Raw genomic sequence first — 23,552 nt, 5'->3', positions numbered from 1 at the left:
CAACTCGATTCCTATGCAACCTTCTCCGCCTCGTTCGGCGTATCCAAGGATGAATGGCGCATCGAATTGTTCGGGGACAATCTGACCGACGAACGGCCTGAATTGTACAAGAGCGGAAATGACGGCGAACTTCGCACCACAACGTCACGTCCACGTACAATCGGTCTCCGATTCTCGTATAAGATCTAAAAGACAAGGGCGGGGCACCAGCTATATGCGCGGTGCCCCGCCTTATTATCATTTCGGCATTGCGTCCGACGCCGGAATTGCGGCAGTGTTCGGGCAACCGTTCGTCACAACACAGGAGTTCGTGTGACAATGTTGGCGCAAGCCTCGCCCGAAGAAATAGACGCCTCGTTGGTTGAGGCTCGGTCTCATTTGAAAAATGCCCGTCTTGCCGATGCCGATGCGTGCTGTAGGCGGTTACTCGAAATCGCACCGGACAATATCGATGCGCTTTATACTCTCGCCGTGACCCAGCGCATGCAACGGCAGATTCCGATGGCGATGGAAACTCTGGATCGGTTGATTGCAGTTGATCCAAGCTATGGACGTGGGTGGCAAGAGCGCGGGCATTGCTTCCGTGATAGCGGCCGCCAGGAAGAGGCGATCGCTGCCTATCAACGGGCCGTGACCCATAATGGCGCATTGGCCGCAAGCTGGCGCTTGCTTAGTGAATTGCACAATGCGGGGGGCCGAACCGAAGCTGCAAATTTTGCCCACGCGCAATTTACCCATTTGTCGCAACTGCCGCCTGAGTTATTGAGTGTGGCAAGCTTCATACAGGAAGGCAAAATCTATAAAGCCGAACAGATTTGCCGCGCTTTTCTGCAACAAAATGGTCATCATATCGAAGCGATGCGCCTGCTCGCCGAAATAGGGATAAAGTTCAACGCCTATGACGAGGCAGAGTTTCTTTTGGAATCCTGCAAGGTTCTGGAACCTGAAAATGTCAGCGCCCATTTTGATTATGTCAAAGTTTTGCGAAAGCGTCAGAAATTTGAACAGGCGTTGGTTGAAGCATCGGAACTTCGGGATAAGGAGCCGGGTAATCCCGAATTCGAAATGCTCTATGCCAATGAAAATCTGGCGGTCGGCAATTTTGATCAGGCTATGCTGGTTTACGAAGCCTTGTTGGGATCGATGCCGAATAATCCCGGCATCAACCTGACATATGGGCATGCTTTGAAAACGGTAGGACGTCAGGAAGATGCCATTGCTGCTTATCGCCGGGCCTATCAGGTAAAACCCGATTGCGGCGATGCCTATTGGAGCCTTGCGAATTTGAAAACCTACCGGTTTGAAGAATCCGAAATCAGCCAAATGCGCGACCGCGAAGCTTCGCCGATGACGGCACTTGATGATCGCTATCACCTTTGCTTTGCGCTTGGCAAGGCGCTGGAAGATCGCGCGGACTATCGAAATTCCTTTGATTATTATGAGCGCGGCAATCGTCTGAAGCGCGAAGAATTGAAATATGATCCGGCGCGCCTGTCGAATGAAATGCGGTTGCAGCGCGAAAATGTGAACCTAGATTTGCTGCGCCAATTTGATGGCGCTGGTTGCCACGATGATGCGCCGATATTTATCGTTGGTTTGCCGAGGGCCGGCTCGACATTGCTCGAACAGATACTGGCATCCCACAGCCAAGTTGAAGGCACGATGGAATTGCCGAATATCTTCGCGCTTGCCTATCAGCTTGATCGCAACCGCAGGGTGGGTGACGAGCCTGAATATCCCGGAAATCTCCAGAATCTGTCACGGGATGATTTTACGCGTTTCGGCGAAGAATTCATCCGCGATACACAGGTGTATCGCAAAAAGGGAACTCCGTTTTTCATTGATAAAATGCCGAATAACTTCCGCCATATTGGTTTGATCCATCTGATCCTGCCAAACGCCAAAATTATCGATGCCCGTCGCGGAGCGATGGGATGCTGTTTTTCCGGGTTCAAGCAGTTGTTTGCCGAAGGGCAGGAGTTCACATATGGCCTTGAAGAAATAGGTGAATATTACAAAGATTATGTTGCATTGATGGAGCATTGGGACACTATATTGCCGGGTAAAATATTGCGCGTATGTTATGAAGATGTGGTGGCAGATCTGGAAACCCAAGTACGCCGCTTGCTGGATTTTTGTAAATTGCCATTCGAAGAGTCTTGTATCAATTTTCACCAAACCGAACGCGCGGTGCGGACCGCCAGTTCGGAACAGGTGAGACAGCCGATTTTCAAAAGTGGTGTCGATCAATGGGAGCATTTCAGCGACTATTTAGATCCGCTACGCGCAAAATTAGGGCCGGAACTGGCTGCAACCTGAGGGGGAATAATAATGGCGAGTAACACACCGACCGCGCCGGTTAATGCCGATCAGGTCTCCACTTTGGGCCAGCGTTGGTATGTGCTGATTATCATGATGCTGGTCTATACGATCAGCATTGCCGACCGCTACGTTCTTTCTACCCTGCTTGGTCCGATCAGTGAGGAGTTAAAACTAAGCGACACGGAAACCGCCTGGCTTGGTTTGCCCTTGGCACTCTTTTATGTCGGGATGGGTATTCCGCTTTCTTGGCTGTGTGACCGGACCAACCGCCGCAATCTGTTGGCGGCATCGGTTGCTGTTTGGTCATTCATGACGGCGATAACAGGCTACACACGCGGGTATTTCGATTTGTTGTTGGCGCGTGTGGGTGTTGGAATAGGCGAAGCTGGCGGCACACCTGCTTGCAACTCCATCATTGCCGATTATTTTCCTGCTGACCGTCGTTCCATGGCTATGACTGTGTTCGCGCTGGGCGCGCCGATTGGGGCGTGGCTTGGTTCCGATATTGCGGGTTATGTATCGACGATCCAAGGCTGGCGCTCGGCTTTTCTGGTCTTGGGCGTTCCCGGAATCATTTTGGCTTTGATTATCATGGTGACTATCAAGGAACCAAAGCGAGGCCGCCTTGATGCGGTTAAAGAAGATCAGACTCCGACAGTGCTGGAAACGCTCAAATTTCTATGGTCCCAAAAATCGGCCGTCCATGCGATGACCGGCAGCGGACTGTCTGCATTCTGGGGTTGGGGTCTGATGTGGTTCACGCCATTATTCCTGCAAAGAACTTATGGAATGGATGAAGGTCAGGCGGGAGGTATGCTCGGCTGGATCTACCTGATTGCCGGAATTGGCGCATCATTATTGACGGCGTGGGTGGTGGCTCGTCCTTCCTTTACTGATCCGCGTAAGATCGCTCGGCTGCTTGCTGTTGTTACAGCGCTGGCCACAGTCCCTTCCTTTATTGCTTATTATACCCGCGACCTGTGGCTGGCACAGATTATGTGGTGGCTGTTCATTCCGGCAATTTACTTCTACATCGGTCCGGCATTTGCACTTTGCCAGAATCTTGCCGCGCCCAAAATGCGGGCGATGGCTGTTGCAATCTCTTTGTTGATCGCCAATGTTCTCAATCTGATTGTAGCGCCGTCTATCGTTGGCGGGTTGAGCGACTATTTTGACGCGGCCGGGGGCGGCAATGCAGATTCGTTACGTCTTGCCCAACTCATCCTTGCGCCCACCGGTTTGTGGGCGGCTTGGCATTATTGGCGTGCTGAAAAATACATTATTGAAGATCAGAAAAGAGCAATTGGATATGTCTAAGGCCCCGCTTAAATCTTATATCAATGGCGCTTGGGTGTTGCCAGCCACATCGACCGAAACGGTCACCGCGGTCAATCCGGCGACCGAAGAAGTCTGCGCTACGGTGGCGGTTTGTGGCCATGATGATGTCGAAAGCGCGGTGCAGGCAGCACGGGCAGCATTTGATGGCTATGCCGCCATGTCACTCGACGATCGCATTGCGCTGGTCGAAAAGCTGATCGCGATTTTCGAACGGCGCTATGATGAAATGGTCAACGCCATTTCGACGGAAATGGGCGCGCCTTATGACCTGTCTTATAATTCACAGGCGGAGTGCGGGCCGGGGCATTTGCGCGCGACCGTTACCGCCGCCCGTGAAATGGAATGGGAACGCAAGGTCGGGGTGGATGGCCTGATCGTGCACGAACCGATTGGCGTTTGCGTTTTGATTACGCCCTGGAATTGGCCGATAAACCAGCTGGCGACAAAAATTGGCCCCGCATTGGTCGCAGGTTGCACGATGATCCTGAAGCCCAGCGAAATCGCGCCACTTTCCGCGCAACTTTTCGCCGAATTCATCGATGAGGCAGGTTTCCCCAAAGGCGTGTTTAACATGGTGCACGGCACCGGCCCTGCGATTGGAAATGCGCTGACAAGTCATCCAGAAGTCGACATGATATCCTTTACCGGTTCAACCCGCGCCGGAATTCAGATCGCCAAGTCAGCTGCGGATACAGTGAAGCGGGTTTCACAGGAACTGGGTGGAAAGTCTGCAAATATTGTATTTGCGGACTCCGATTTGGAAGCGGCCGTTACCCGCGGCGTGCTGCATTGTTTCGAAAACGCAGGTCAATCTTGCAATGCACCGACGCGGATGTTGATCGAAGAATCGGTTTATGATGATGCGGTTGCTATTGCCACGCGTGTCGCTGCTGCCGCGAAATTGGGTGATCCGAAAGAAAAAGGGCCGCATTTCGGGCCAGTCGTCAGCAAGGCCCACTTCGACAAGATTCAGGGTTTGATTCAGGTCGGCATTGATGAAGGCGCTCAGGTGATTGCGGGCGGTACGGGCCGCGCCGAAGGTTTTGAGCGGGGCTTTTATGTGAAGCCGACGGTGTTCGCTGGCGTGCACAACAAAATGGCCATTGCCCAGGAAGAAGTGTTTGGACCTGTGCTTGTCATGATTCCATTCAAAAATGAGGCAGAAGCCGTAGCGATTGCGAACGACTCCCCTTATGGATTGGCGGCCTATGTCCAAACCGGCGATTTGCAACGCGCGCGCCGCGTCGCAAGGCTGATGCGTGCCGGAGGTGTCAGCGTCAACGGTGCCGGGCAAGACTATATGGCGCCTTTCGGCGGCTATAAACAGTCCGGCAATGGCCGGGAATATGGTGAATTCGGCCTGCGCGACTTTCTGGAAGTGAAAGTTATCAATGGTTTTTACGCGAAATGAAGCTCACCGACATTCAGACTTTTGTAGTCGGTAATCCACCTCCGCATTTTGGCGGCCGCTATTTTGTATTCGTCAAGCTGACAACCGATAGCGGTGTTTCAGGTATCGGCGAAGCCTATTGTGTGCCGTTTGAACCGCATCTGGTCGCCCGCATGATCGAGGATGTGTTCGCACGCTATGTTGCCGGAAATGACCCGCATGACATCGAAAACATGTGGCGCAGGGTATATTCTAGTGGATTTACCCAGCACCCGGACTTGACCTTGATGGGTGTATTGTCCGCGCTTGAAATGGCGTGTTGGGACATAATCGGCAAAGAGGCGGGCAAGCCTGTCTACAAATTGCTGGGCGGACAAGTGCATGAACGTTTGCGGGCATATACCTATATCTACCCACGCCCCGGTGATGAAACCGACGTGTATCATGATCCTGACTTGGCAGCGACGCGGGCGGCAGAATATCTGGCGCAAGGGTTTACGGCATTGAAGTTTGATCCTGCCGGTCCTTATTCCGCGTTCGACGGTCGCCAGTTGTCGTTGGAAGCGTTAGATCTGTGTGAACGTTTCGCGGGGCAATTGCGCGAAGCTGTGGGAACACAGGCCGACCTGCTATTTGGGACCCACGGGCAAATGACTGCGGCCGGTGCCATCCGTCTGGCAAAACGGCTGGAGCCATCCGATCCGCTTTGGCTGGAAGAACCTGTTCCACCCGATGCGCCCGAAGAAATGGCTAAGGTCGCGCGCGCGACGTCCATTCCGATAGCAACCGGCGAACGGCTCACCACAAAATATGATTTTGCGCGGCTGTTACGGTGCGGTGCTGCTGCTATTTTACAGATGAATCTGGGTCGGGTCGGCGGCCTATTAGAGGCAAAGAAAATCGCCGCTATGGCAGAGGTCGACCATGTGCAAATTGCGCCACATCTCTATTGCGGCCCGATCGTGGGCGCGGCAAACATCCAGATTGCGACATGCTCGCCCAATTTCCTGATACTTGAAAGTATCGAAACCTGGGGCGGTTTTCACACCGAGATATTGAAATCCCCAATCCGTTTTGAAGAAGGGCATGTAATTCCCTCGTCAGAACCGGGTCTTGGAGTCGAGTTGAACGAGGATGTTGCAAGGGCCAACCCTTATAAAGGCGATATGCTGCACCTCGAAATGACGCAGCATCCCGTCCAGTGACCGAGGAATTCGACTTCATCATCGTCGGCGCAGGCACGGCGGGTTGCGTTTTGGCGAACCGCCTGACCGAGAACGGGAAATACAGCGTGCTGCTGTTGGAAGCAGGCGGCAGTGATTTGTCGATCTGGATACAGATGCCGATTGGATATGGCCGGACATTTTTCGATCGGCGCATAAACTGGATGTATGACACCGAACCTGTCGAATCCTTGGGTGGACGGCGAAGCTATTGGCCGCGCGGCAAGGTTATAGGCGGTTCCGGTTCGATCAACGCAATGGTATATGTGCGCGGTCAGCCGCATGACTTTGACGACTGGAAAGCATTGGGTAATGTTGGATGGGGTTGGGACGATGTCCTGCCCTTTTTCAAAAAGTCCGAGGATTTTGACTGGCACAGTGCCCATCATGGGCGCGGGGGGCCGCAACATGTCACAGACATCTCGCCTTATGTTCATCCGGTTTGCCATAGCTTCGTTGAAACCGCACAGGCTTTGGGTTTTGCAGCAAGTAGCGATTTTAACGGCGCACGCCCGGAAGGCGTTGGCTATTATCAGATAAACACCAAAGGGGGCTGGCGTTCATCTACGGCCAATGCGTTTTTGCATCCTGCACGCAAGCGCAAGTCACTGGCGCTGCGGACCCATGCCCATGCCCAACGCATTTTATTCGATGGAACCCGCGCCGTTGGCGTTGTGTACACGCACAAGGGGAAGACAATCGAAGCAAAAGCGCGGTGCGAAGTCATCATATCAGGCGGTGCAATAAATTCCCCCCAATTGCTTATGCTTTCAGGCATTGGGGATGCGGGTAAATTGCAAACATCCGGCATTGCCCCGATCGTCGATGCAAAGGCAGTGGGCCGAAATTTGCAGGATCATATCGCCGTATCCTATTTTTATAAGGTGCGGACCGCGACCTTGAATGATGTGCTGCATCCCTTGCTCGGTAAATTGAGGGCAGGGCTGCGTTATATGGCCGACCGCGCCGGACCGCTGTCACTAAGCGTGAACCAAAGCGGCGGGTTTGTTCGCAGCGATGCGTCCAAAATCCACCCCAATTTGCAGCTTTATTTCAGTCCGGTCAGCTACACCAAAACACCCTTGTCCGAACGCAAGTTGCTTAATCCCGATCCCTTTTCGGCTTTTCTGTTGTCGCACAATCCCTGTCGTCCAACGAGCCGCGGGCATATCGATCTGGCAAGTGCAGACCCGCGCGATTATCCAGTGATCCATCCCAATTATCTGGCGACGCAAGATGATATCGAAGATGTGCTGGCGGGCAATCGCCTGTTACGCCAGCTTGTCCGTACACGCCCTCTTGCCGATATCATCACGGAAGAACTTATCCCGGGGGCCGAAGTTGACGGTGATGAAGCGTTGCTGTCCGATTTTCGTGCGCGCGCGGACACGGTCTATCATCCGACCAGCACGTGCATGATGGGAGGCGATCCTTCTGCATCGGTTGTGGATGCACGGCTCAAGGTTCACGGGACCGAAGGTCTGCGGGTCATTGATGCTTCGGTTTTCCCCAACATCACCTCTGGCAATACAAATGCACCCACCGTTATGGTCGCGGAAAAAGGGGCTGCGATGGTCCTGGAAGACGCAAAATGATGCGTTAAATTTATTTACCAGTCCTTCCCCGCCATGCTACGCCTTTTATCGAGCACGAATCCGGGGAGGGAATAACGGTGCACCCAAAGATTGATCTTCGACAATTACCGCCGTTGAAGGCGCTGAAAGGTTTCGAAGCCGCGACCCGTCATCAAAGTATTCGCGACGCCGCGGATGAGCTTTGCCTTACCCATCCGGCGGTAAGCCATCAGGTTCAGTTAATCGAAGACGCGCTTGGCGTCAGCCTGTTCGCGCAGGAAGGGCGGCATATTGTCTCGACCGAAGAAGGGCGCGTATTGTATCCTTACGTCCGCGCGGCTTTCGAATCTTTGCTTGAAGGCGTCGAAGAAGTGCACCGCAATGCTTTGGGTAAACCCTTGCGCGTTCAAACTTATGTAACGGCGTCTATCCGGTGGCTGGCAAAGCGGGTGCCGCAATTTTTGGCGGATCATCCTGAAATCAAACTGACCCTGAATACCTGCGCGGTAGAGTGGGAATTTGACGACGTGCATGCCGACGTTGGTCTCGTATATTGCGCCACTGAACCTGATGCTGCCAAATATCATTGGGTTCCGTTATATGAATACGCATTGTTTCCGGTGTGTAGCCCATCTGTTGCTGCCACGATGAGTGCCAATCCCACCGCGCAGGAGTTAATGACTAAGCCCCTGGTCGCCATTTACACCGAAGTTCAAAATTGGGAGTCGTGGTTCCTTTCGGCCGGTGCGGATTTTGAACCTTCTGTTCCCTATTTGATGGTAGATACCCTTGCCGTTGCGCTAGAAATGGCTTTGAATGGAGAGGGGGTAGCTCTCGTTAACGGGCCGTTTGTTGAGCAGGATATTGCTGCCGGACGGCTGGTTCAGCCTGTGTCTCACAAGGCTGTGTGCCCTGGTGCATGGGGACTGATCTGCCGTGCTGACATGAAAGAAAATCTCAGAATTCGCACCTTCATGGATTGGGTTACGAAGAATGTGGAGGAAGCCCGCGCTTAGGTCGCAACCCTAACGCTTGGGGACCACTTCATAGCCCGGTTCCTCGGGTTCATCATCGACCATATCGGCAGGGAATCCAGTTCCCAAAACCTTGATACCCAAAGGCTCTTCATAACGGCGGATAATATTCGGCGAAAATTCGCGCGAACCATAAGCGGCTTCGCCCTCTTTGAAGATTTTTACGATCAAAGGCGACAATTCGACAGGTACATTCGCGTCATGGGCAATCTTGTCGAACAGTCCGACATCTTTGCTCACCAGATCCATCGTGAAGTTGATGTCGCGGCTTCCGTTCAGAATGACCTGGCTCTCGGTTTCATGCACAAAGCTGTTGCCCGATGAAATACGAATGGCTTCATAAGTCGTGTTCATGTCGAGCCCGATTGCCTTGCACGTTGTCAATGCTTCGGCCAGTGCGACCAAATGCACGGTGCACAAATAATTGGTCATTACTTTCAATTGCGACGCCGTTCCCAGATCGCCCGTATGCAAGATGCGACGCCCCATCGTTGTCAACACAGGCAGGACGAATTCGAACGCGGCACGCGGGCCACCGGCAAATATGGCAATGTTGCCGGTGTCGGCACGATGACATCCACCGGACACAGGGCACTCCATGAACATGGCGCCGCGCGCTTCGACCAAGGCACCTAAACGAATAATTTCGCTATGGTCAGTTGTGCTCATTTCAAGCCACACTTGACCTGGCCGCATGATTTGCAGGAAGCCGTCTGCGCCCTCTGCAACTGCTGCGCTTGCTGCGGGAGACGGCAGGCAGGTGATAATAAGATCGACGGCTTCACCCAAATCTTTTGGCGATGCAGCCGCTTTCGCACCGCGACCAACATATTCAGCGACAAGAGCGTCGTCGAGATCGCGAACCGTCACATCATGACCGTTGCGGATCAAGCTGCCTGCAAGTTTTCCGCCAACATTACCAAGACCGATAAAACCGATTTTCATGATTACGCCCTGTTCAACCTTCGCCACCAAAATGTTCGAAAGTTAGAGCGCCGCACCCGCGCCGCTACAATTGAAAAATTTGGCTTATTGGGTGAAATATTTTGCGAGCGCCGAACGGCGACTGAAGGCGTTTGCCAATTGGTTCGTCAGGTAACGGTGTAACCTAATGTACCAGATAATGCAGCGGCCATCCGGGCACGCGCAAGGGCGCACACGACCTTGCGATCCGCAAGTTCGCCGGGGTTGAAGGTTTCGAGGAAATGGACCCCAACTTCATAGCTTCCCGGCCGTGTAAACGCACGCCACGCACTTTCCCAGCCCGTTTCTTCACCTAACCATGCGATATCGGTGGCGGCGTTGCCAAAATCGATAATGACAGGTTGGATCATCATGGGTTTCGGAGGAGGGGCCAAAGTTGCAAACAAGGATTGTTTGAACGGCAACAATTGCCGACCATCCGAAGTGGTGCCTTCAGGAAATAGTGTAACTGACCAGTTTTCGGCTATCGCTTCGCGCAATTCCGCGACTTGCTCTGCAACATTTTGCTTGTCGGTTCGACTAACAAAGATGGTGCGGTTAAGGCGGGCCAGCCAACCAATAACGGGCCATTCGCGCACACCATCCTGCGCGACGAACGCGGTTCCGGTTATGCCTGCCAAAATAGGAATATCATGCCAGGACAAATGGTTGGCGACAAAAAACACATCTTTTTTAAGAGGTTTCCCATAAACCTTTACCCGCGCACCCATCGCGCGCGCGGCTATCCGAAGGAACAACATCGCCCAAGGTGAGGGTATTTTCAGCGTGTGCCAGATCAAGTGCAATGGCAATAAAAACAGCAGCGGAATCGCGATCCACAAAACCCGCATAGCGCAAAGGAGATAAGCCTGCGGTTCGGCTTTTGGTATCGAAATCGAAATAGATGTCATCGAGATTCGCTTTAGCACGGGGACGGACGATTAACAAAGAACATCATGGCCGTCATCTGTGACTCTGCTGTGACGGAATGGCATATCTCGTTATGCCTATTGGCATAAGATCATGTAATTAAGAACAAAAAACCTTATGGAATTCGCGCGGGTTCCCTTGATTTCAATCGCAGCGCATCCCAGCTTGCATCCGCGACCCATCCACCGTCCACGGGCAGGCTTGCACCATTGATAAAACTGTCATCCTGCGCCAGGAACGCAATGGCCGTGGCCACATCTTCCGGTTTGGCAAAGCGCGCCATGGGGACCCTATTCACAATATCATCGTCGGAATATGCCCCCGAACCCTGATCGGCAACGTCCATTTCGGTTTTGATCCAACCTGGACAAACGGCGTTAACCCGCACGCCCCGACCACCCCATTCAGCGGCAAGCGTGCGCGTAAGTCCGATCAATCCGTGCTTGGATGCATTATAGGCCGCGCGGTCGATTACGCCGTGCAGGCCCGCTATTGAAGCCACATTGACAATGTTCCCGCGCCCACGCGCCAGCATTTGCTTGCCCATTTCGCGGCACAGCAAAAACGGGCCGGTCAAGTTTATGGCCATTATTTTTTGCCATTGTTCGATCGTGGTTTTTTCGGCGCTTTGGATCAAACTGATACCGGCATTATTGACCAAAATATCCGCAGCCCCATGTTCCGATGCAATTTTCTGGGCCAATTCCAAAACAAAGGATTCAGATGATATGTCACCGGAAAGTGCGGTAACTTTCGCACCTGATGCCATCAGAGAGTTTGCTTGCGCCTCAATATTTTGGAGGTCCGTCATCACGACATGATGGCCCGTTTTCGCGAACAATTTGGCAGTTGCAAAACCCACGCCCTGCGCGGCACCGGTTACCAAGGCAACTTTCATATCTTACTTCCCCCAAACATATATCACGCGGCGTTTCAATACAGATGCAGTTAACATTGATCCAAAAATTTTTTTAACCGATCCCGTCATATTCCCCATTTGTGTATGACCTTAAACAAGGCCTAGAGTTCGGGTCGAATAAAGCCTTAAGGATATGGTCTATCATGCAAACATCGGCCCGGGTTGTCATTATCGGCGGCGGCATCATGGGGGCGTCGTTGCTTTACCACCTTGCCGAACTAGGCTGGACAGATTGCTTGTTGATCGAAAAAGACGAGCTGACGTCGGGCTCCACTTGGCATGCGGCCGGACAATGTCCCAGTATTACCGGCAGTTACAATCTTGCCAAGATCCACGCGTACAGCAATGATCTTTATCCGCGCCTTGAAGGCATGACGGGCCAATATGTTAGTTGGCACAAATCCGGCGGCATCCGCCTTGCGACAAACGAACGCGAGCTGGCCTGGTTCAAATATGTCCATGGATTTTCCAAAATCATCGGGTTTGATATGGAGATCATCGATCCGGAGGAAATCCGCCGGATTAACCCGTTCCTGACAACTGAAGGCGTGATCGCAGGGGCCTACACAACCAGTGATGGCCATGCCGACCCGTCAGGCATCTGCAATGCGTTGGCCATTGGTGCCAAAAATATGGGCGCGAAGATCGTCCGCAAGAACCGTGTCACCGGACTAACCCAATTGCCGTCGGGTGAGTGGGATGTGGCAACCGAAAAAGGCGTTGTACGCGCCGAGATCGTTGTGAATGCGGCGGGGTGTTATGCCCGTCAAGTGGCGCAAATGGCCGGCATCGATATCCCGGTTACCAATATGGAGCATCACTATATCGTGACCGATCCCATTCCAGCATTCATGGAACGGGAAGAAGAGATGCCGGTCATGCGTTGCCCCTATGTTTCGGGCTATTTCCGGCAGGAGCAGAAAAGCGGCCTGATCGGCGTTTATGAAAATATCGGACTTGCCGAAGCCTGGGCACCCAAAGGCCAGCCGGAGTGGGAATCGACCAGCGAATTGTTCATCGATGATCTGGACCGTATCTCCAAGTGGCTGGAGCGCGCGATAGAGCGTATGCCCGTTTTTGGGGAGGTTGGAATTCGGCGGATTGTAAACGGTGCGATCCCGCATACTCCGGACGGCGGCCCATTGTTGGGACCGGCGGCGGGTCTCAAAAATTTCTGGCAATGTTGCGGAACCTCGTTCGGGATCGCGCAGGGTGGCGGTTCCGGCAAATATCTGGCGCAGTGGATGGTTTATGGTGATGCTGACATCAACATGACCGAATTTGATCCGCGCCGTTACGGGGCGTTTGCGGATGAGGATTATAGCCGCGAGAAGGTGTTTCTCGACTATCGCATGACCTTCACGACCCGCTTGCCGGGCGAAGAAGAGCCGGACGGTCGGCCATGCAAAACGAGCCCGCTTTACGAACCGCTCAAGTCAGCGGGTGCGGTCTATAGTGAAACCTATGGTTGGGAACGGCCGAAATATTTTGCCCTGGACGGTGCGGCCGAACGGGGCGGATATGAGCGCACCAACAGTTTTGAAATGGTTGCGGGCGAGGTAAAGGCCGTCATGGAACGTGTCGGTGTGCTCGACCTATCCGGCTTTGCCAAATATGATGTGACCGGACCGGATGCCGAGGCATTTCTGAACCGCATTTGCGCTAACCGGATGCCGAAGAAGCAGGGCGGAATCGGGCTTGTACATCCCTTGTCCCGTCAGGGCCGTATCTATGGCGAAATGACGGTGACGCGCTTTGCCGATGACCATTTTTACTGCCTGTCGGCGGCCGCAGCCGAACAGCGGGACTGGGATTTTCTAACCCAGAGCAAATTGCCGAATGAAGACGTAACCATTCGCAATCTGACCATGGATTTTGGCGTGCTGGTGCTCAACGGCCCGCAATCGCGTCATGTGCTGGCAAAGCTAACGGATGCAGACCTGAGTAACGAGGGTTTCCGTTGGCTGAGCGGGCAGGAAATAACCATCGCAGGCATAAAGATGCGTGCGCTTCGGGTGTCCTATGCGGGCGAGCTCGGCTGGGAATTGCATCCGGCGATGGATGATCTGGCGGCACTCTACGACGCTGTGTGGGCAGCGGGGCAGGAGTTCGGCATCGTCAACTATGGCCTTTACGCTGCCAACACGATGCGGATGGAAAAGGGCTACAAGGCCTGGGGCAGCGAACTGACCAATGAGCTGACCATGATCGAGGCCGACATGCCGCGGTTCATCAACTTCAATAAGGATGATTTTGTTGGCAAGCAAGCGACACTGGATGCACCCGACCGGTCCCGCATCGTCTATGGCTCGGTTGATGCCAGCAATGTGGATGTGCGCGGCGCCGAACCCTGTTTGATTGGCGACGACTGTATAGGATTGACCACCTCAGGGGGCTATGGCCACCGCGTTGGAAAGAGCCTATTCTTCGCCTGTGTTCCTTTGGAACATGCCACGCCCGGTTCGACGTTCGACATCTATCTGCAGGGCGAGCGCCGCTCGGCGACGGTGCTGGAGCATCCCGCCTATGACCCCGACAATGCGAAAATGAAGGTTTAAGACGTGGCTGAACTTCCCAAAAAGGCGCGGGTCGTCATCATTGGTGGCGGTGTCATCGGCTGCTCGATTGCCTATCATTTGACCAAAATCGGCTGGGACGATGTTGTCCTGCTCGAACGCAAGCAGTTGACGAGTGGAACGACATGGCATGCAGCCGGACTTGTCGGACAGCTCCGACCGTCGATCAATATGACGAAGCTCGCCAAATATACCGGCGAACTCTATCGCGGTTTGGAGGCGGAAACGGGGCAGGCAACTGGATATCGCCAATGCGGTTCCATATCCATGGCAACCAATGCAGAGCGTTTCGAGGAACTGAAGCGCAGCGCCTCCATGGCGAAGGTGTTCGACTTACCGGTTCATGTGGTCACACCGCAAGAAATCAAAGACCTCGCCCATATCGTAAATGTCGACGATGTCGTGGGCGGCATCCATATTCCCAGCGATGGCTATGCCAATGCGGTCGATATTACACAGGCCTTGGCCAAGGGCGCACGCACAGGCGGCGCGCGCATTTTCGAGAACACCAAGGTCACCAAAATCCGGCACAATGGCGAACGGGTGACGGGGGTCGATACGGACGACGGATCGATCGACGCGGATTATGTTGTCATTTGCGGTGGCATGTGGACCCGCGATCTGGCCGCTAGCGTCGGGGTGGCCGCGCCACTTCATGCGTGCGAGCATTATTATGTGCTGTTCGAAGGGGTCGAAGGGATAGATTCCACGCTGCCCGTTTTGCGCGACTATGATTATTGCGGCTATTATAAATATGACGCCGGAAAGTTACTGGTCGGGGCCTTTGAACCCAACGCCCGACCTTGGGGAATGGACGGCATTTCCGAAGATTTCTGCTTCGACGAAATCGCGGGCAGCTTTGAACATTTTGAACCGTTGTTGATGGACGCGATGCGCCGTGTGCCTGCTTTGGAAAAGGCGGGGATACAGAAATTCTTCTGCGGACCGGAGAGCTTTACCCCCGACGTACGCTATCATCTGGGTGAAAGCGCGGAATTGAAAGGCTGCTTCGTGGCGGCGGGCTTGAATTCCATCGGCCTTCAATCCGCCGGTGGCGTAGGCAAGGTAATGGCGGACTGGATCCGCGACGGCATTCCGCCTGCGGACCTATGGACGGTCGATATTCGCCGGAACATGCCCTTTCAGATCAACCGCAAATATCTGCGGGAGCGGGTGACTGAAAGCCTCGGTTTGCTCTACGCAACACATTACCCCTTCAAACAATATGAAACCGCGCGGGGGGTGCGCCGGTCTGCAATCCATGACCGGCTTGTAGCTGCCGGCGCTTGCCACGGCGAGGCTTATGGCTGGGAACGGCCCAACTGGTATGGCGAACCGGGCAGCAGCCCGCGCTATGAATATAGCTATGGGCGGCAAAACTGGTTTGAGGCCAATGCCGCAGAATGCAAAGCGGTGCGTGAAGCGGTCGGGCTGTTCGATCAAAGCTCCTTCGCAAAATTCCGGCTCGAAGGCCGTGACGCCATGACCGTGCTGAACCGGGTGTGTGCCAATGATGTTGACGTCGCACCCGGACGCCTAGTCTACACGCAATGGCTGAATGAAAAGGGCGGCATCGAAGCGGATTTGACGGTCACGCGCTTGTCGGAAACCGCCTATTTGATCGTCACAGGCGCTGAAACAGAGGTGAAGGACTTCAACTGGCTGAAGCGGCATATTCCGGACGACGCCCACGCCGTTCTGACCAATATTTCCTCGGCCATGGGCGTGATTTCCATCATGGGGCCCCATGCACGCGATTTATTGCAGTCGATCTGCCCCAATGATCTGTCGCATGAGGTATTTCCATTTGCGACGTCTCAAGAAATTGAATTGGGCTACGCTCTCGTGCGGGCGTCACGGATTACCTATGTCGGTGAACTAGGGTGGGAGCTTTATATTCCGACCGAGTTCATGACCGGTGTGTACGATGAGATTGTCGCGGCTGGCGCTGCTTTTGGGCTCAAGCATTGCGGATATCATGCGCTCAATGCGCTGCGGATGGAAAAGGCGTATCGCCATTGGGGGCATGATATCACCGATGAAGACACGCCGCTTGAAGCAGGTCTGGGCTTCGCGGTAAAAATGGACAAGGCAGGCGGCTTTATCGGGCGAGAGGCTTTGCTGAGGCAGAAGGAGACGGGGCTTAAACAGCGGCTCGTCCAGTTCCTGCTGAAATCGCCAGAGCCGATGCTCTACCATAATGAGCCGATCTGGCAGGGCGACCGGATTGCCGGCTATATCCGGTCGGGCATGTACGCCCATGGTCTGGGCGGTGCGTGCGGACTTGGCTATATTACCGCGCCGGACGATGGCGTTGTCGGCGCTATTGGAGCCGACGATTTCGAAATCGAGATTGCCGGCGTGCGCTATCCCGCATTGGCCTCGCTCAAACCTCTTTACGACCCCAGCAACGCACGGATAAAAATCTGATGACCGAAACCCAAAGCCAACTGATGCACCGGCTCGCCGCCAATACCCGCGTGGGGTATAGTTTCGATCAGGAATTTTACGCCAGCGAAGCGGTGTTCAAGGCCGACATGGATAAGATCATCAGCCAGAAATGGCTGTTGGCCGGACATGTCTCCCGCATCCCGAACAAGGGCGACTATTTCCTGTTCCGCGTTGGCGCCGAACAGATCATCATCATCCGCGAAAATGCTGACAGCGTGCGGGCCTATTTCAACGTATGCCGCCATCGCGGATCAACCATTTGCCAGGCCGAAAGCGGCAATGCGCCGCGCCTTGTTTGCCCCTATCATGCGTGGACCTTCGGCCTTGATGGCAAGCTTCTCTCCGCGCGTCTGATGCCCGAGGATTTCGACAAGGCGGAAAACAGTCTGTTCGCCTGCCATATCCGCGTTTTCCACGGGCTGATCTTCATCAATATGAGCGAAGACGAGCCGGTCGATTTTGACGCAACCTTTGGCGAAATGGGACAGATCCTTGAATATCAAGGGTTTGATACTGCGCGCATCGCCCATGCGGGAAGCTACCCCACGACGGCCAACTGGAAGCTGGTGGTTGAGAATTTCTTCGAATGCTATCATTGCGTCCCGTCCCACCCCGAATTCTGCTCGATGCATGCGGCGGAATCGATTGTGGCGGTAGGCGCAGGGCCAAGTTCCGGACCTGCCGATGCGATTGCAAGCTTCACCCCCAAATTGCAGGCATGGGAAGAAAGCGCCGCCGCCGCCGGGCGTCCTATCGGCAATATCGACGATGCCCCCGACAGCAGCCATTTGCGTTTGTTAATGCAGCGGATGAACAAGGATGGCTGGTCATCGGAAACGCGGGACGGATCGGCGCCAGCGCCTCTGATGGGCAAACGCAGCAAAGCCGATGGCGGCCGGATGCATTTGAGCTTCAGCCCTTTCAGCCAGATCGTCGCTGACGATCATTTCGCGATCCTGTTCCAGTTCACACCGCGCAGCGCGCTGGAAACCGATGTCGAGATGATCTGGATTGTCGACGGCCGGGCAGGGGAGGACGAGGTCGACATCGACAAGATGATCTGGGGCTATCACGCCACAACCACGCAGGACAAAGTCATCACCGAGAATAACCAGACCGGTATCATGTCTACCCGCTATCGACCCGGACGATATTCCGATCAGGAAGGCAGTGTCATCAAATTCCAGAAATGGTATCTGAACCAGTTCGGGCTTGCGCGGGCGGAATGACCGTACCCGCTGTCATGGGTGCCGTTCTGCTCACCGGCTATGGCGGTTATGACAAGCTTGAATGGCGAACCGATGTACCCGTGCCTCTTCCCGGAGAGGGCGATGTCCTGATCCGGATCGGCGCGGCGGCGGTGAATAATACCGACATCAACACCCGGATCGGCTGGTATTCGAAAGCGGTTGCAGAAGCCACCGATGCGGGGGCAGCAACGGGCATCGAAGGCGCAGGCGACGATGGCTGGTCGGGCGCTGCGTTCACTTTTCCGCGGATTCAGGGCGCCGATGCCTGTGGGCAGATTGTCGCCGTCGGTGAGGGTGTGGATCCTTCCCGAACAGGCCAGCGGGTGCTGGTCGAGCCGGTGTTTCGGGGCAGGAGCCGGTTCGACATCCGCTATTTCGGTTCTGAAGTAGATGGGGGCTTTGCCGAATATGCCCGGGTCCCCTCGGTCCACGCCCACCGCATCGACTCCACTTGCTCCGACGTCGAACTTGCAAGCTTTCCCTGCGCCTATGCCACCGCGGAAAATATCCTGACCCGCATCGGGTTGCAGGCGGGCGAACGCGTGCTGATCACGGGTGCATCCGGTGGCGTCGGTTCGGCCGCTGTCCAACTCGCAAAGCGGCGCGGTGCCAAAGTGACGGCCATGGCCGCCGATGCAAAGGCAGAGACGGTGCGCGGCCTTGGCGCAAGCCAGGTCGTCCCGCGCGACGCCGATCTGGAATCGCTTTTCGGCCCCGAATATTTCGACGCCGCGGTCGATATCGTCGGCGGCGGGCAGTTCGGACCCATCCTTAACACCCTTAAACGTGGCGGGCGCTATGGCGTATCGGGGGCAATTTCCGGTCCGGTGGTCGATCTAGATTTGCGGACGCTCTACCTGAAGGACCTACGTCTTATCGGCTGCACCGTGCTGGAGCCGGAAGTGTTTCCCAATCTGATCGGCTATATCGAACGCGGTGAAATCAAACCTCTGGTCGCCGCCTCCTATCCCATTACCGACATCGCCGCAGCGCAGGAGGCGTTTTTGACAAAGCGCCATGTGGGGAAAATTGTTTTGGTTCTTTAGGCGGCCCCGAACCAAAGGATACAAAAGATACGCAAAGACGTACTGAAAATATATCCTTTGTTGCTCTAAGTTAACGCGGGTTGTTCTCGGACACCCTGAAACAGGACATTTGTCGCGGGTGACTGCCTTTCCAATCTCGGCGAACTCTGCGGCCTCTGCGTGAAACAGAAAAGCGGCGTTATCAGGTTCACGCGAGTTCGCGGAGTACGTGAAGAAGGCGTCAATCACCCCTCCCGCTTGCGGGAGGGGTTAGGGGAGGGGGCGTGCCGCAGGCGCGGCCTCGCTCCCTGGCCGATTCACCCTCCCACAGCCCCTCTCGCACGCGGGAGGGAAGGAGAGAAATCTAAAGAGTCCGTGCCTTTACCGTCACCCTGAACTTGGTTCAGGGTCCATTTGTCAGCCAATTCCTGCCCCGTGTGTGGCAAGCCAAACTGGGACTCACGGTTGCGTTATATTTCACGCTAAGGGTGCCGTTGCACTATGGACCCTGGAACGCAGTCACCGCAGGTGAAACAAGTTCAGCGTGACGGCTATATTTAAGGCGGGGTTGAAATCCCCCTCCCACACGCAAAATGGGTCTAGGGTCTGGCGCGCGCGGGTGCCGTTTCGGGCATGCGCCAAAACACCATGATTACACAAGCGGCCACGATGGCGATCATGGCTCCGGGTGCAGCAGCCCATTCACTTTTCGTCACCAACAGATGCGCCACCAGGGGTGTGAGGCCACCAAATATGGCGGTTGCAGTCGTCGCGCCTAATGCGAGGCCGCTCAGCCTGCCTTCACCGGGGAATTGCTCGGCCGTCGAAACTGCGCCAACTGCGCTAACTGCCCCGCCCAGCGCAGCCATGATAACGGCGCCGACCCAAGTCGCAGTTCCACCGCTGGCCATGGCCGCAAACATGCCTGCGGGCAAAAATATCCCGCACAGTGCCAGCGCCAAAAGCATCGGGCGACGACCATAAAGGTCAGACGCCAGCCCTATCATCGGAGTGACCAGAATAACCGTTAGCGCGGCCAGGAAAGAGATCGACAGCGCGCGCGTTTCCGGCATGGTTCCTGTGGCATCAAGGAATGCCGGTACATATGTGATGCCGACATAATATGTGATGGAACCCAGGGCGGAGATCGCAAAGCCGCGCGCAATCCCGCTCCGCTGCCGCGACAGTGTCTGCCGGATCGGCTGTTCCGGAACTGTGCCTGCGTTGCGCTGACGCAGGAATTCCGGCGTTTCTTCAAGCGTGGCGCGTGTAATCAAGACCAATCCGGCCAGCGCCGCTCCAAACAGAAAGGGCAGGCGCCATCCCCATGTGACAAGCGACTCTTCGGGCACAGCCCAAACGGTCAGCGCCGCAGCACCAGCCGCCAGCAGGGCGCCAATTTCGCTTGCCGCCGATGCGCAGCTGGTGATCAATCCGCGCCGCCTGTCCGGGGCACCTTCCATCAGATATGCGACAACGCCGGTATATTCGCCACCCACCGAGAACGACATCAGACAGCGCAACGCGATCAGCAACACGCCTGCAAGCGGGCCAATCTGGGCATAAGTTGGAAGCATGGCAGTCACAAGCATTGCGCCGGTCATCAACGCCATCGAACCCAACATCGTCACCCGCCGGCCCAACCGGTCGCCAAAATGTCCAAAAACCAGCGCCCCGACGGGACGCATCAAATAGGCGATTGCAAAGCCGCCGAGCGTTTCCGTCAGGGACTGTGGACCTGTTCCGAAGAAGACCCGGGCCAGCACCGTCGAAAAATATAGGTAAAGCGTGAAATCATACCATTCAACAATTGTCGATAGGGTTGCGACAATCATGGACCGCCGCGACATCGGCAGGCGCAAAGTGGGCGAAGCGCCGTGCGCCGATTGGTAAGCGATTTGAACCACGCGGCAACTTGGCTAATTTTGTAATGGGTGACAAGGCTTCTTGTCCTGTTCGTTGTGCAATATGGCTTGGACCGATGTTGCGGGCGAACGATGATCAACACAGCAGTCATATCGATCTCGCTCGCCAACGCCTGAACGCGGTCATGCTCAGATTTGTAGCGTGGCATAGATAGCCCTGCTAATATGCAGTGCTGGGGTGTCCCCATCTAAGGAGGTGCAATATGTCGTTCTTGCTCACGATTGGTGCCCTTGCGGCCCAGGCAGCGACGCATTCGGTTGAAATGCCGCCGATCATCGACATGCATCTTCATGCTCGTACCGTATCAGATACCGGCGATGCTCCACCTTTATGTGCTCCATTTGATATCATGCCGCGGAGCGATGCCAAAAACGGTGTTTATAAAGGTTTGGAATTCAACGGCTCGCCGTGCTCTTCACCTATTCCTCCGGCTTCGAGCGATGATCTTGTGCTTCAGGGAACAATCAGAGAAATGGAGGTGAACAATATCTTTGGTGTTGTTAGTGGGGAGCCAAATTTGTTGGACATATGGCTTAAGGCTGCGCCTACCCGGTTCATACCATCTATCGATTACAGATTGCCGGGAACTTCGGGCGTAGAACATGTCGCACCCAAATCAATCGATGAGTTGCGTGCGCTTCATCACGCTGGAAAATTAGCAGTGATCGGAGAAATCATGGCTCAATATGAAGGTGTGGCTGTCGACGATCCTCGCATGGATCCCGTTTGGGCGTTGGCGGTTGAACTGGATGTCCCCGTCGCCATTCATATGGGGCCGGGCGAGCCGGGCCAGCCTTATTCTAGTGGGGCCTATCGCGTTTCTCTCGGTGATCCATTGCTGCTAGAGCCGGTGCTTAGGAAATATCCAAAGCTTCGTGTTTCGATCATGCACGCAGCTTATCCGATGGCCGAACGGCTTCGGGCGTTGATGTTCAGTTACCCACAGGTCTATGCCGAAATTGGAAGCATCGTTTACACCGAACCCCGGCCTGTATTCTATGACTTCTTGAAGCAAATTGTCGATGCTGGATATGGTGATCGTATCATGTTTGGATCAGACCAGATGATTTGGCCTGGCGTCATAACTCCGGCTGTGAAAGCGATCCACGATGCTCCATTCCTAAATGAGGCGCAGAAACGTGATATTTTTTATAACAATGCCGCGCGATTTCTCCGACTTTCCAGAGACGAGATTGACCGACACCATGGGCGTTAGCTAAATCCTCATCATCCCGCTAAACCCTAGTCCACTGTCTCGACCAGATCCCCGATCCGCCCGATCATTTCGTCGATATGCGGCTTTTCCAGAATGAGCGGCGGGGACAAGGCGATGATGTCTCCGGTCGCGCGCACCAATAGTCCGTTGTCGAAGCATTTGTGGAACAACTGCATTCCCCGTTTGCCGACGCCGCCGGAATGTGGAGCCAATTCTATTGCGGCGACGATACCCATGTTGCGGATGTCGATGATGTGGCGCTTGCCCTTGAGGCTGTGAACAGCCTCCTGCCAATATCCGTGCAACGACGCGGCATGTTCGAAAATGCCTTCGGATTTATAGAGGTCCAGCGTCGCCAATCCGGCCGCAGCGGCGAGGGGATGGCCTGAATAGGTGTATCCGTGGAACAGTTCGATGCCATCGGGGCCACCTTCGACCACGCCGTCATGGATATGGCGGCTGACGGCAACGGCACCCATCGGCACTGCCGCGTTGGTCAGGCCCTTGGCCATCGTGATGATATCGGGCGTGACGCCCAATGTTTCCGAAGCTGTCGTGCCGCCAACCCGGCCAAAGGCGGTAATGACTTCGTCGAAGATAAGGACAATGCCGTGCTTGCGCGTAATCTCGCGCAGCTTTTCAAGATATCCCGTGGGGGGAACGAGCACGCCGGTCGATCCTGCCATCGGTTCGACAATGACAGCGGCAATCGTTTCTGCGCCGTGTAATGCGACAATCGTCTCCAGATTATCGGCCAGATGCGCGCCCCATTCAGGACGCCCCTTGGTAAAGGCGTTATGTTCCAGATTATGCGTGTGCGGCAGATGGTCGACACCGGTCAGTAAAGTGCCAAATTGCCGACGGTTGTTGACGATGCCGCCGACCGAAATGCCGCCAAAGCCGACACCATTATAGCCCCGTTCCCGGCCAATCAGGCGGGTGCGGGTGCCTTGGCCAATGGCGCGTTGATAGGCGAGGGCGATTTTCAGCGCGGTGTCGACTGACTCTGATCCGCTATTTGTGAAGAAAATCCGGTCCAGTCCCTCGGGCATGATCGTCGCCAGTCGGGACGCCAGTTCAAACGCCAGCGGGTGACCCAATTGGAAAGGCGGTGCATAATCCAGTTCGGCCGCGCATTTCTGGATGGCCTCGACAATGGGTGCACGGCAGTGCCCAGCATTGACCGCCCACAGTCCAGCGGTACCATCCAGGATTTGCCGCCCGTCATCGCTGGTATAATGCATGTCCTTGGCAGTCGTCATCTGTCGCGGGGTCGCCTTGAATGCCCGGTTCGCGGTGAACGGCATCCAAAACGCAGCTAATGGGTCATTTTCGAGTTTCATAATTAGGCTCCGGCACTCAGCTTTTGCAGCTTATGCAATGGTCATTGAATTCGGCGCGACTCAAATCTTTAT

Annotated in this window: 17 protein-coding genes; 12 read left to right on the top strand and 5 right to left on the bottom strand. The window is 54.9% G+C overall.

Going from position 1 to position 23,552, the window contains the following annotated elements; translation table 11 throughout:
- From ACKVOS_RS06265 to ACKVOS_RS06235, 7 genes are all read left to right on the top strand, one after another.
- The coding region (locus ACKVOS_RS06265) for a hypothetical protein (protein ID WP_409211158.1) at positions 1 to 189 on the top strand (189 nt) is incomplete at its 5' end.
- 129 nt (positions 190 to 318) lie between these two features.
- Positions 319 to 2,319 (top strand): tetratricopeptide repeat-containing sulfotransferase family protein, encoded by a 2,001-nt coding sequence (locus ACKVOS_RS06260; protein WP_409211157.1) that lies wholly within the window; start codon positions 319 to 321, stop codon positions 2,317 to 2,319.
- A 12-nt stretch (positions 2,320 to 2,331) separates the two neighbouring features.
- Complete coding sequence (locus tag ACKVOS_RS06255) at positions 2,332 to 3,639, top strand: spinster family MFS transporter (protein ID WP_409211156.1); 1,308 nt, start codon at positions 2,332 to 2,334, stop codon at positions 3,637 to 3,639.
- Positions 3,632 to 5,071, top strand: coding sequence for an aldehyde dehydrogenase family protein (locus ACKVOS_RS06250; protein WP_409211155.1), 1,440 nt, complete (start codon positions 3,632 to 3,634; stop codon positions 5,069 to 5,071). The genes ACKVOS_RS06255 and ACKVOS_RS06250 overlap by 8 nt, the downstream gene beginning before the upstream one ends.
- Positions 5,068 to 6,255: a mandelate racemase/muconate lactonizing enzyme family protein gene (locus tag ACKVOS_RS06245; RefSeq protein ID WP_409211154.1), complete on the top strand. Its 1,188-nt coding sequence runs from the start codon at positions 5,068 to 5,070 to the stop codon at positions 6,253 to 6,255. Before ACKVOS_RS06250 ends, ACKVOS_RS06245 begins: the two co-directional genes overlap by 4 nt.
- Positions 6,252 to 7,868, top strand: coding sequence for a GMC family oxidoreductase (locus ACKVOS_RS06240; RefSeq protein ID WP_409211153.1), 1,617 nt, complete (start codon positions 6,252 to 6,254; stop codon positions 7,866 to 7,868). The genes ACKVOS_RS06245 and ACKVOS_RS06240 overlap by 4 nt, the downstream gene beginning before the upstream one ends.
- 77 nt (positions 7,869 to 7,945) lie before the next feature.
- Positions 7,946 to 8,863, top strand: a complete 918-nt coding sequence (locus tag ACKVOS_RS06235) for a LysR substrate-binding domain-containing protein (protein ID WP_409211152.1) — start codon at positions 7,946 to 7,948, stop codon at positions 8,861 to 8,863.
- Between the two features lie 9 nt (positions 8,864 to 8,872).
- Here the strand turns inward: ACKVOS_RS06235 and ACKVOS_RS06230 are convergent, their stop codons facing one another.
- The 3 genes from ACKVOS_RS06230 to ACKVOS_RS06220 form a co-directional block, all read right to left on the bottom strand.
- Complete coding sequence (locus ACKVOS_RS06230; RefSeq protein ID WP_409211151.1) at positions 8,873 to 9,826, bottom strand: NAD(P)-dependent oxidoreductase; 954 nt, start codon at positions 9,824 to 9,826, stop codon at positions 8,873 to 8,875.
- Between the two features lie 146 nt (positions 9,827 to 9,972).
- Complete coding sequence (locus ACKVOS_RS06225) at positions 9,973 to 10,755, bottom strand: lysophospholipid acyltransferase family protein (protein WP_409211150.1); 783 nt, start codon at positions 10,753 to 10,755, stop codon at positions 9,973 to 9,975.
- Between the two features lie 134 nt (positions 10,756 to 10,889).
- Entirely contained in the window at positions 10,890 to 11,672 is a 783-nt protein-coding gene (locus ACKVOS_RS06220) for an SDR family NAD(P)-dependent oxidoreductase (protein ID WP_409211149.1), read from the bottom strand.
- A gap of 164 nt (positions 11,673 to 11,836) precedes the next feature.
- Between ACKVOS_RS06220 and ACKVOS_RS06215 the strand changes: the two genes are divergently transcribed.
- Genes ACKVOS_RS06215 through ACKVOS_RS06200 form a run of 4 tightly spaced genes read left to right on the top strand, consistent with a single transcriptional unit; the run spans position 11,837 to position 19,016 of the window.
- Entirely contained in the window at positions 11,837 to 14,251 is a 2,415-nt protein-coding gene (locus tag ACKVOS_RS06215; RefSeq protein WP_409211148.1) for an FAD-dependent oxidoreductase, read from the top strand.
- A 3-nt stretch (positions 14,252 to 14,254) separates the two neighbouring features.
- On the top strand, positions 14,255 to 16,699 hold the full coding sequence (locus tag ACKVOS_RS06210) for an FAD-dependent oxidoreductase (protein ID WP_409211147.1): 2,445 nt from the start codon (positions 14,255 to 14,257) through the stop codon (positions 16,697 to 16,699).
- Positions 16,699 to 17,949 carry an aromatic ring-hydroxylating oxygenase subunit alpha gene (locus tag ACKVOS_RS06205; protein WP_409211146.1) on the top strand — a complete coding sequence of 417 codons (1,251 nt, stop codon included), beginning with the start codon at positions 16,699 to 16,701 and terminating at the stop codon, positions 17,947 to 17,949. Before ACKVOS_RS06210 ends, ACKVOS_RS06205 begins: the two co-directional genes overlap by 1 nt.
- Positions 17,946 to 19,016: an alcohol dehydrogenase family protein gene (locus ACKVOS_RS06200; RefSeq protein ID WP_409211145.1), complete on the top strand. Its 1,071-nt coding sequence runs from the start codon at positions 17,946 to 17,948 to the stop codon at positions 19,014 to 19,016. Before ACKVOS_RS06205 ends, ACKVOS_RS06200 begins: the two co-directional genes overlap by 4 nt.
- Positions 19,017 to 19,594: 578 nt before the next feature.
- Here the strand turns inward: ACKVOS_RS06200 and ACKVOS_RS06195 are convergent.
- Positions 19,595 to 20,830 carry an MFS transporter gene (locus ACKVOS_RS06195; RefSeq protein ID WP_409211144.1) on the bottom strand — a complete coding sequence of 412 codons (1,236 nt, stop codon included), beginning with the start codon at positions 20,828 to 20,830 and terminating at the stop codon, positions 19,595 to 19,597.
- 293 nt (positions 20,831 to 21,123) lie between these two features.
- Between ACKVOS_RS06195 and ACKVOS_RS06190 the strand changes: the two genes are divergently transcribed.
- On the top strand, positions 21,124 to 22,137 hold the full coding sequence (locus tag ACKVOS_RS06190; RefSeq protein ID WP_409211143.1) for an amidohydrolase family protein: 1,014 nt from the start codon (positions 21,124 to 21,126) through the stop codon (positions 22,135 to 22,137).
- Positions 22,138 to 22,163: 26 nt separating this feature from the next.
- On the opposite strand, the gene ACKVOS_RS06185 is transcribed toward ACKVOS_RS06190, so the two are convergent.
- Positions 22,164 to 23,480, bottom strand: coding sequence for an aspartate aminotransferase family protein (locus tag ACKVOS_RS06185; protein WP_409211142.1), 1,317 nt, complete (start codon positions 23,478 to 23,480; stop codon positions 22,164 to 22,166).
- Positions 23,481 to 23,552 lie beyond the last annotated feature (72 nt).

Source organism: Sphingorhabdus sp., from assembly GCF_046154385.1.
Taxonomy (GTDB): domain Bacteria; phylum Pseudomonadota; class Alphaproteobacteria; order Sphingomonadales; family Sphingomonadaceae; genus Sphingorhabdus_B.
Note: the sequence above shows the minus strand (reverse complement) of the source record. Positions and strands in the feature narration are given on the sequence as shown.

Bases quoted from the DNA above. Each gene is read 5' to 3' on its own strand.
- ACKVOS_RS06250 (WP_409211155.1), top strand. From the start codon at position 3,632: ATGTCTAAGGCCCCGCTTAAATCTTATATCAATGGCGCTTGGGTGTTG.
- ACKVOS_RS06220 (WP_409211149.1), bottom strand. From the start codon at position 11,672: ATGAAAGTTGCCTTGGTAACCGGTGCCGCGCAGGGCGTGGGTTTTGCA.
- ACKVOS_RS06260 (WP_409211157.1), top strand. From the start codon at position 319: ATGTTGGCGCAAGCCTCGCCCGAAGAAATAGACGCCTCGTTGGTTGAG.
- ACKVOS_RS06205 (WP_409211146.1), top strand. From the start codon at position 16,699: ATGACCGAAACCCAAAGCCAACTGATGCACCGGCTCGCCGCCAATACC.
- ACKVOS_RS06215 (WP_409211148.1), top strand. From the start codon at position 11,837: ATGCAAACATCGGCCCGGGTTGTCATTATCGGCGGCGGCATCATGGGG.
- ACKVOS_RS06185 (WP_409211142.1), bottom strand. From the start codon at position 23,480: ATGAAACTCGAAAATGACCCATTAGCTGCGTTTTGGATGCCGTTCACC.
- ACKVOS_RS06225 (WP_409211150.1), bottom strand. From the start codon at position 10,755: ATGACATCTATTTCGATTTCGATACCAAAAGCCGAACCGCAGGCTTAT.
- ACKVOS_RS06190 (WP_409211143.1), top strand. From the start codon at position 21,124: ATGTCGTTCTTGCTCACGATTGGTGCCCTTGCGGCCCAGGCAGCGACG.
- ACKVOS_RS06195 (WP_409211144.1), bottom strand. From the start codon at position 20,830: ATGATTGTCGCAACCCTATCGACAATTGTTGAATGGTATGATTTCACG.
- ACKVOS_RS06255 (WP_409211156.1), top strand. From the start codon at position 2,332: ATGGCGAGTAACACACCGACCGCGCCGGTTAATGCCGATCAGGTCTCC.
- ACKVOS_RS06245 (WP_409211154.1), top strand. From the start codon at position 5,068: ATGAAGCTCACCGACATTCAGACTTTTGTAGTCGGTAATCCACCTCCG.
- ACKVOS_RS06230 (WP_409211151.1), bottom strand. From the start codon at position 9,826: ATGAAAATCGGTTTTATCGGTCTTGGTAATGTTGGCGGAAAACTTGCA.
- ACKVOS_RS06200 (WP_409211145.1), top strand. From the start codon at position 17,946: ATGACCGTACCCGCTGTCATGGGTGCCGTTCTGCTCACCGGCTATGGC.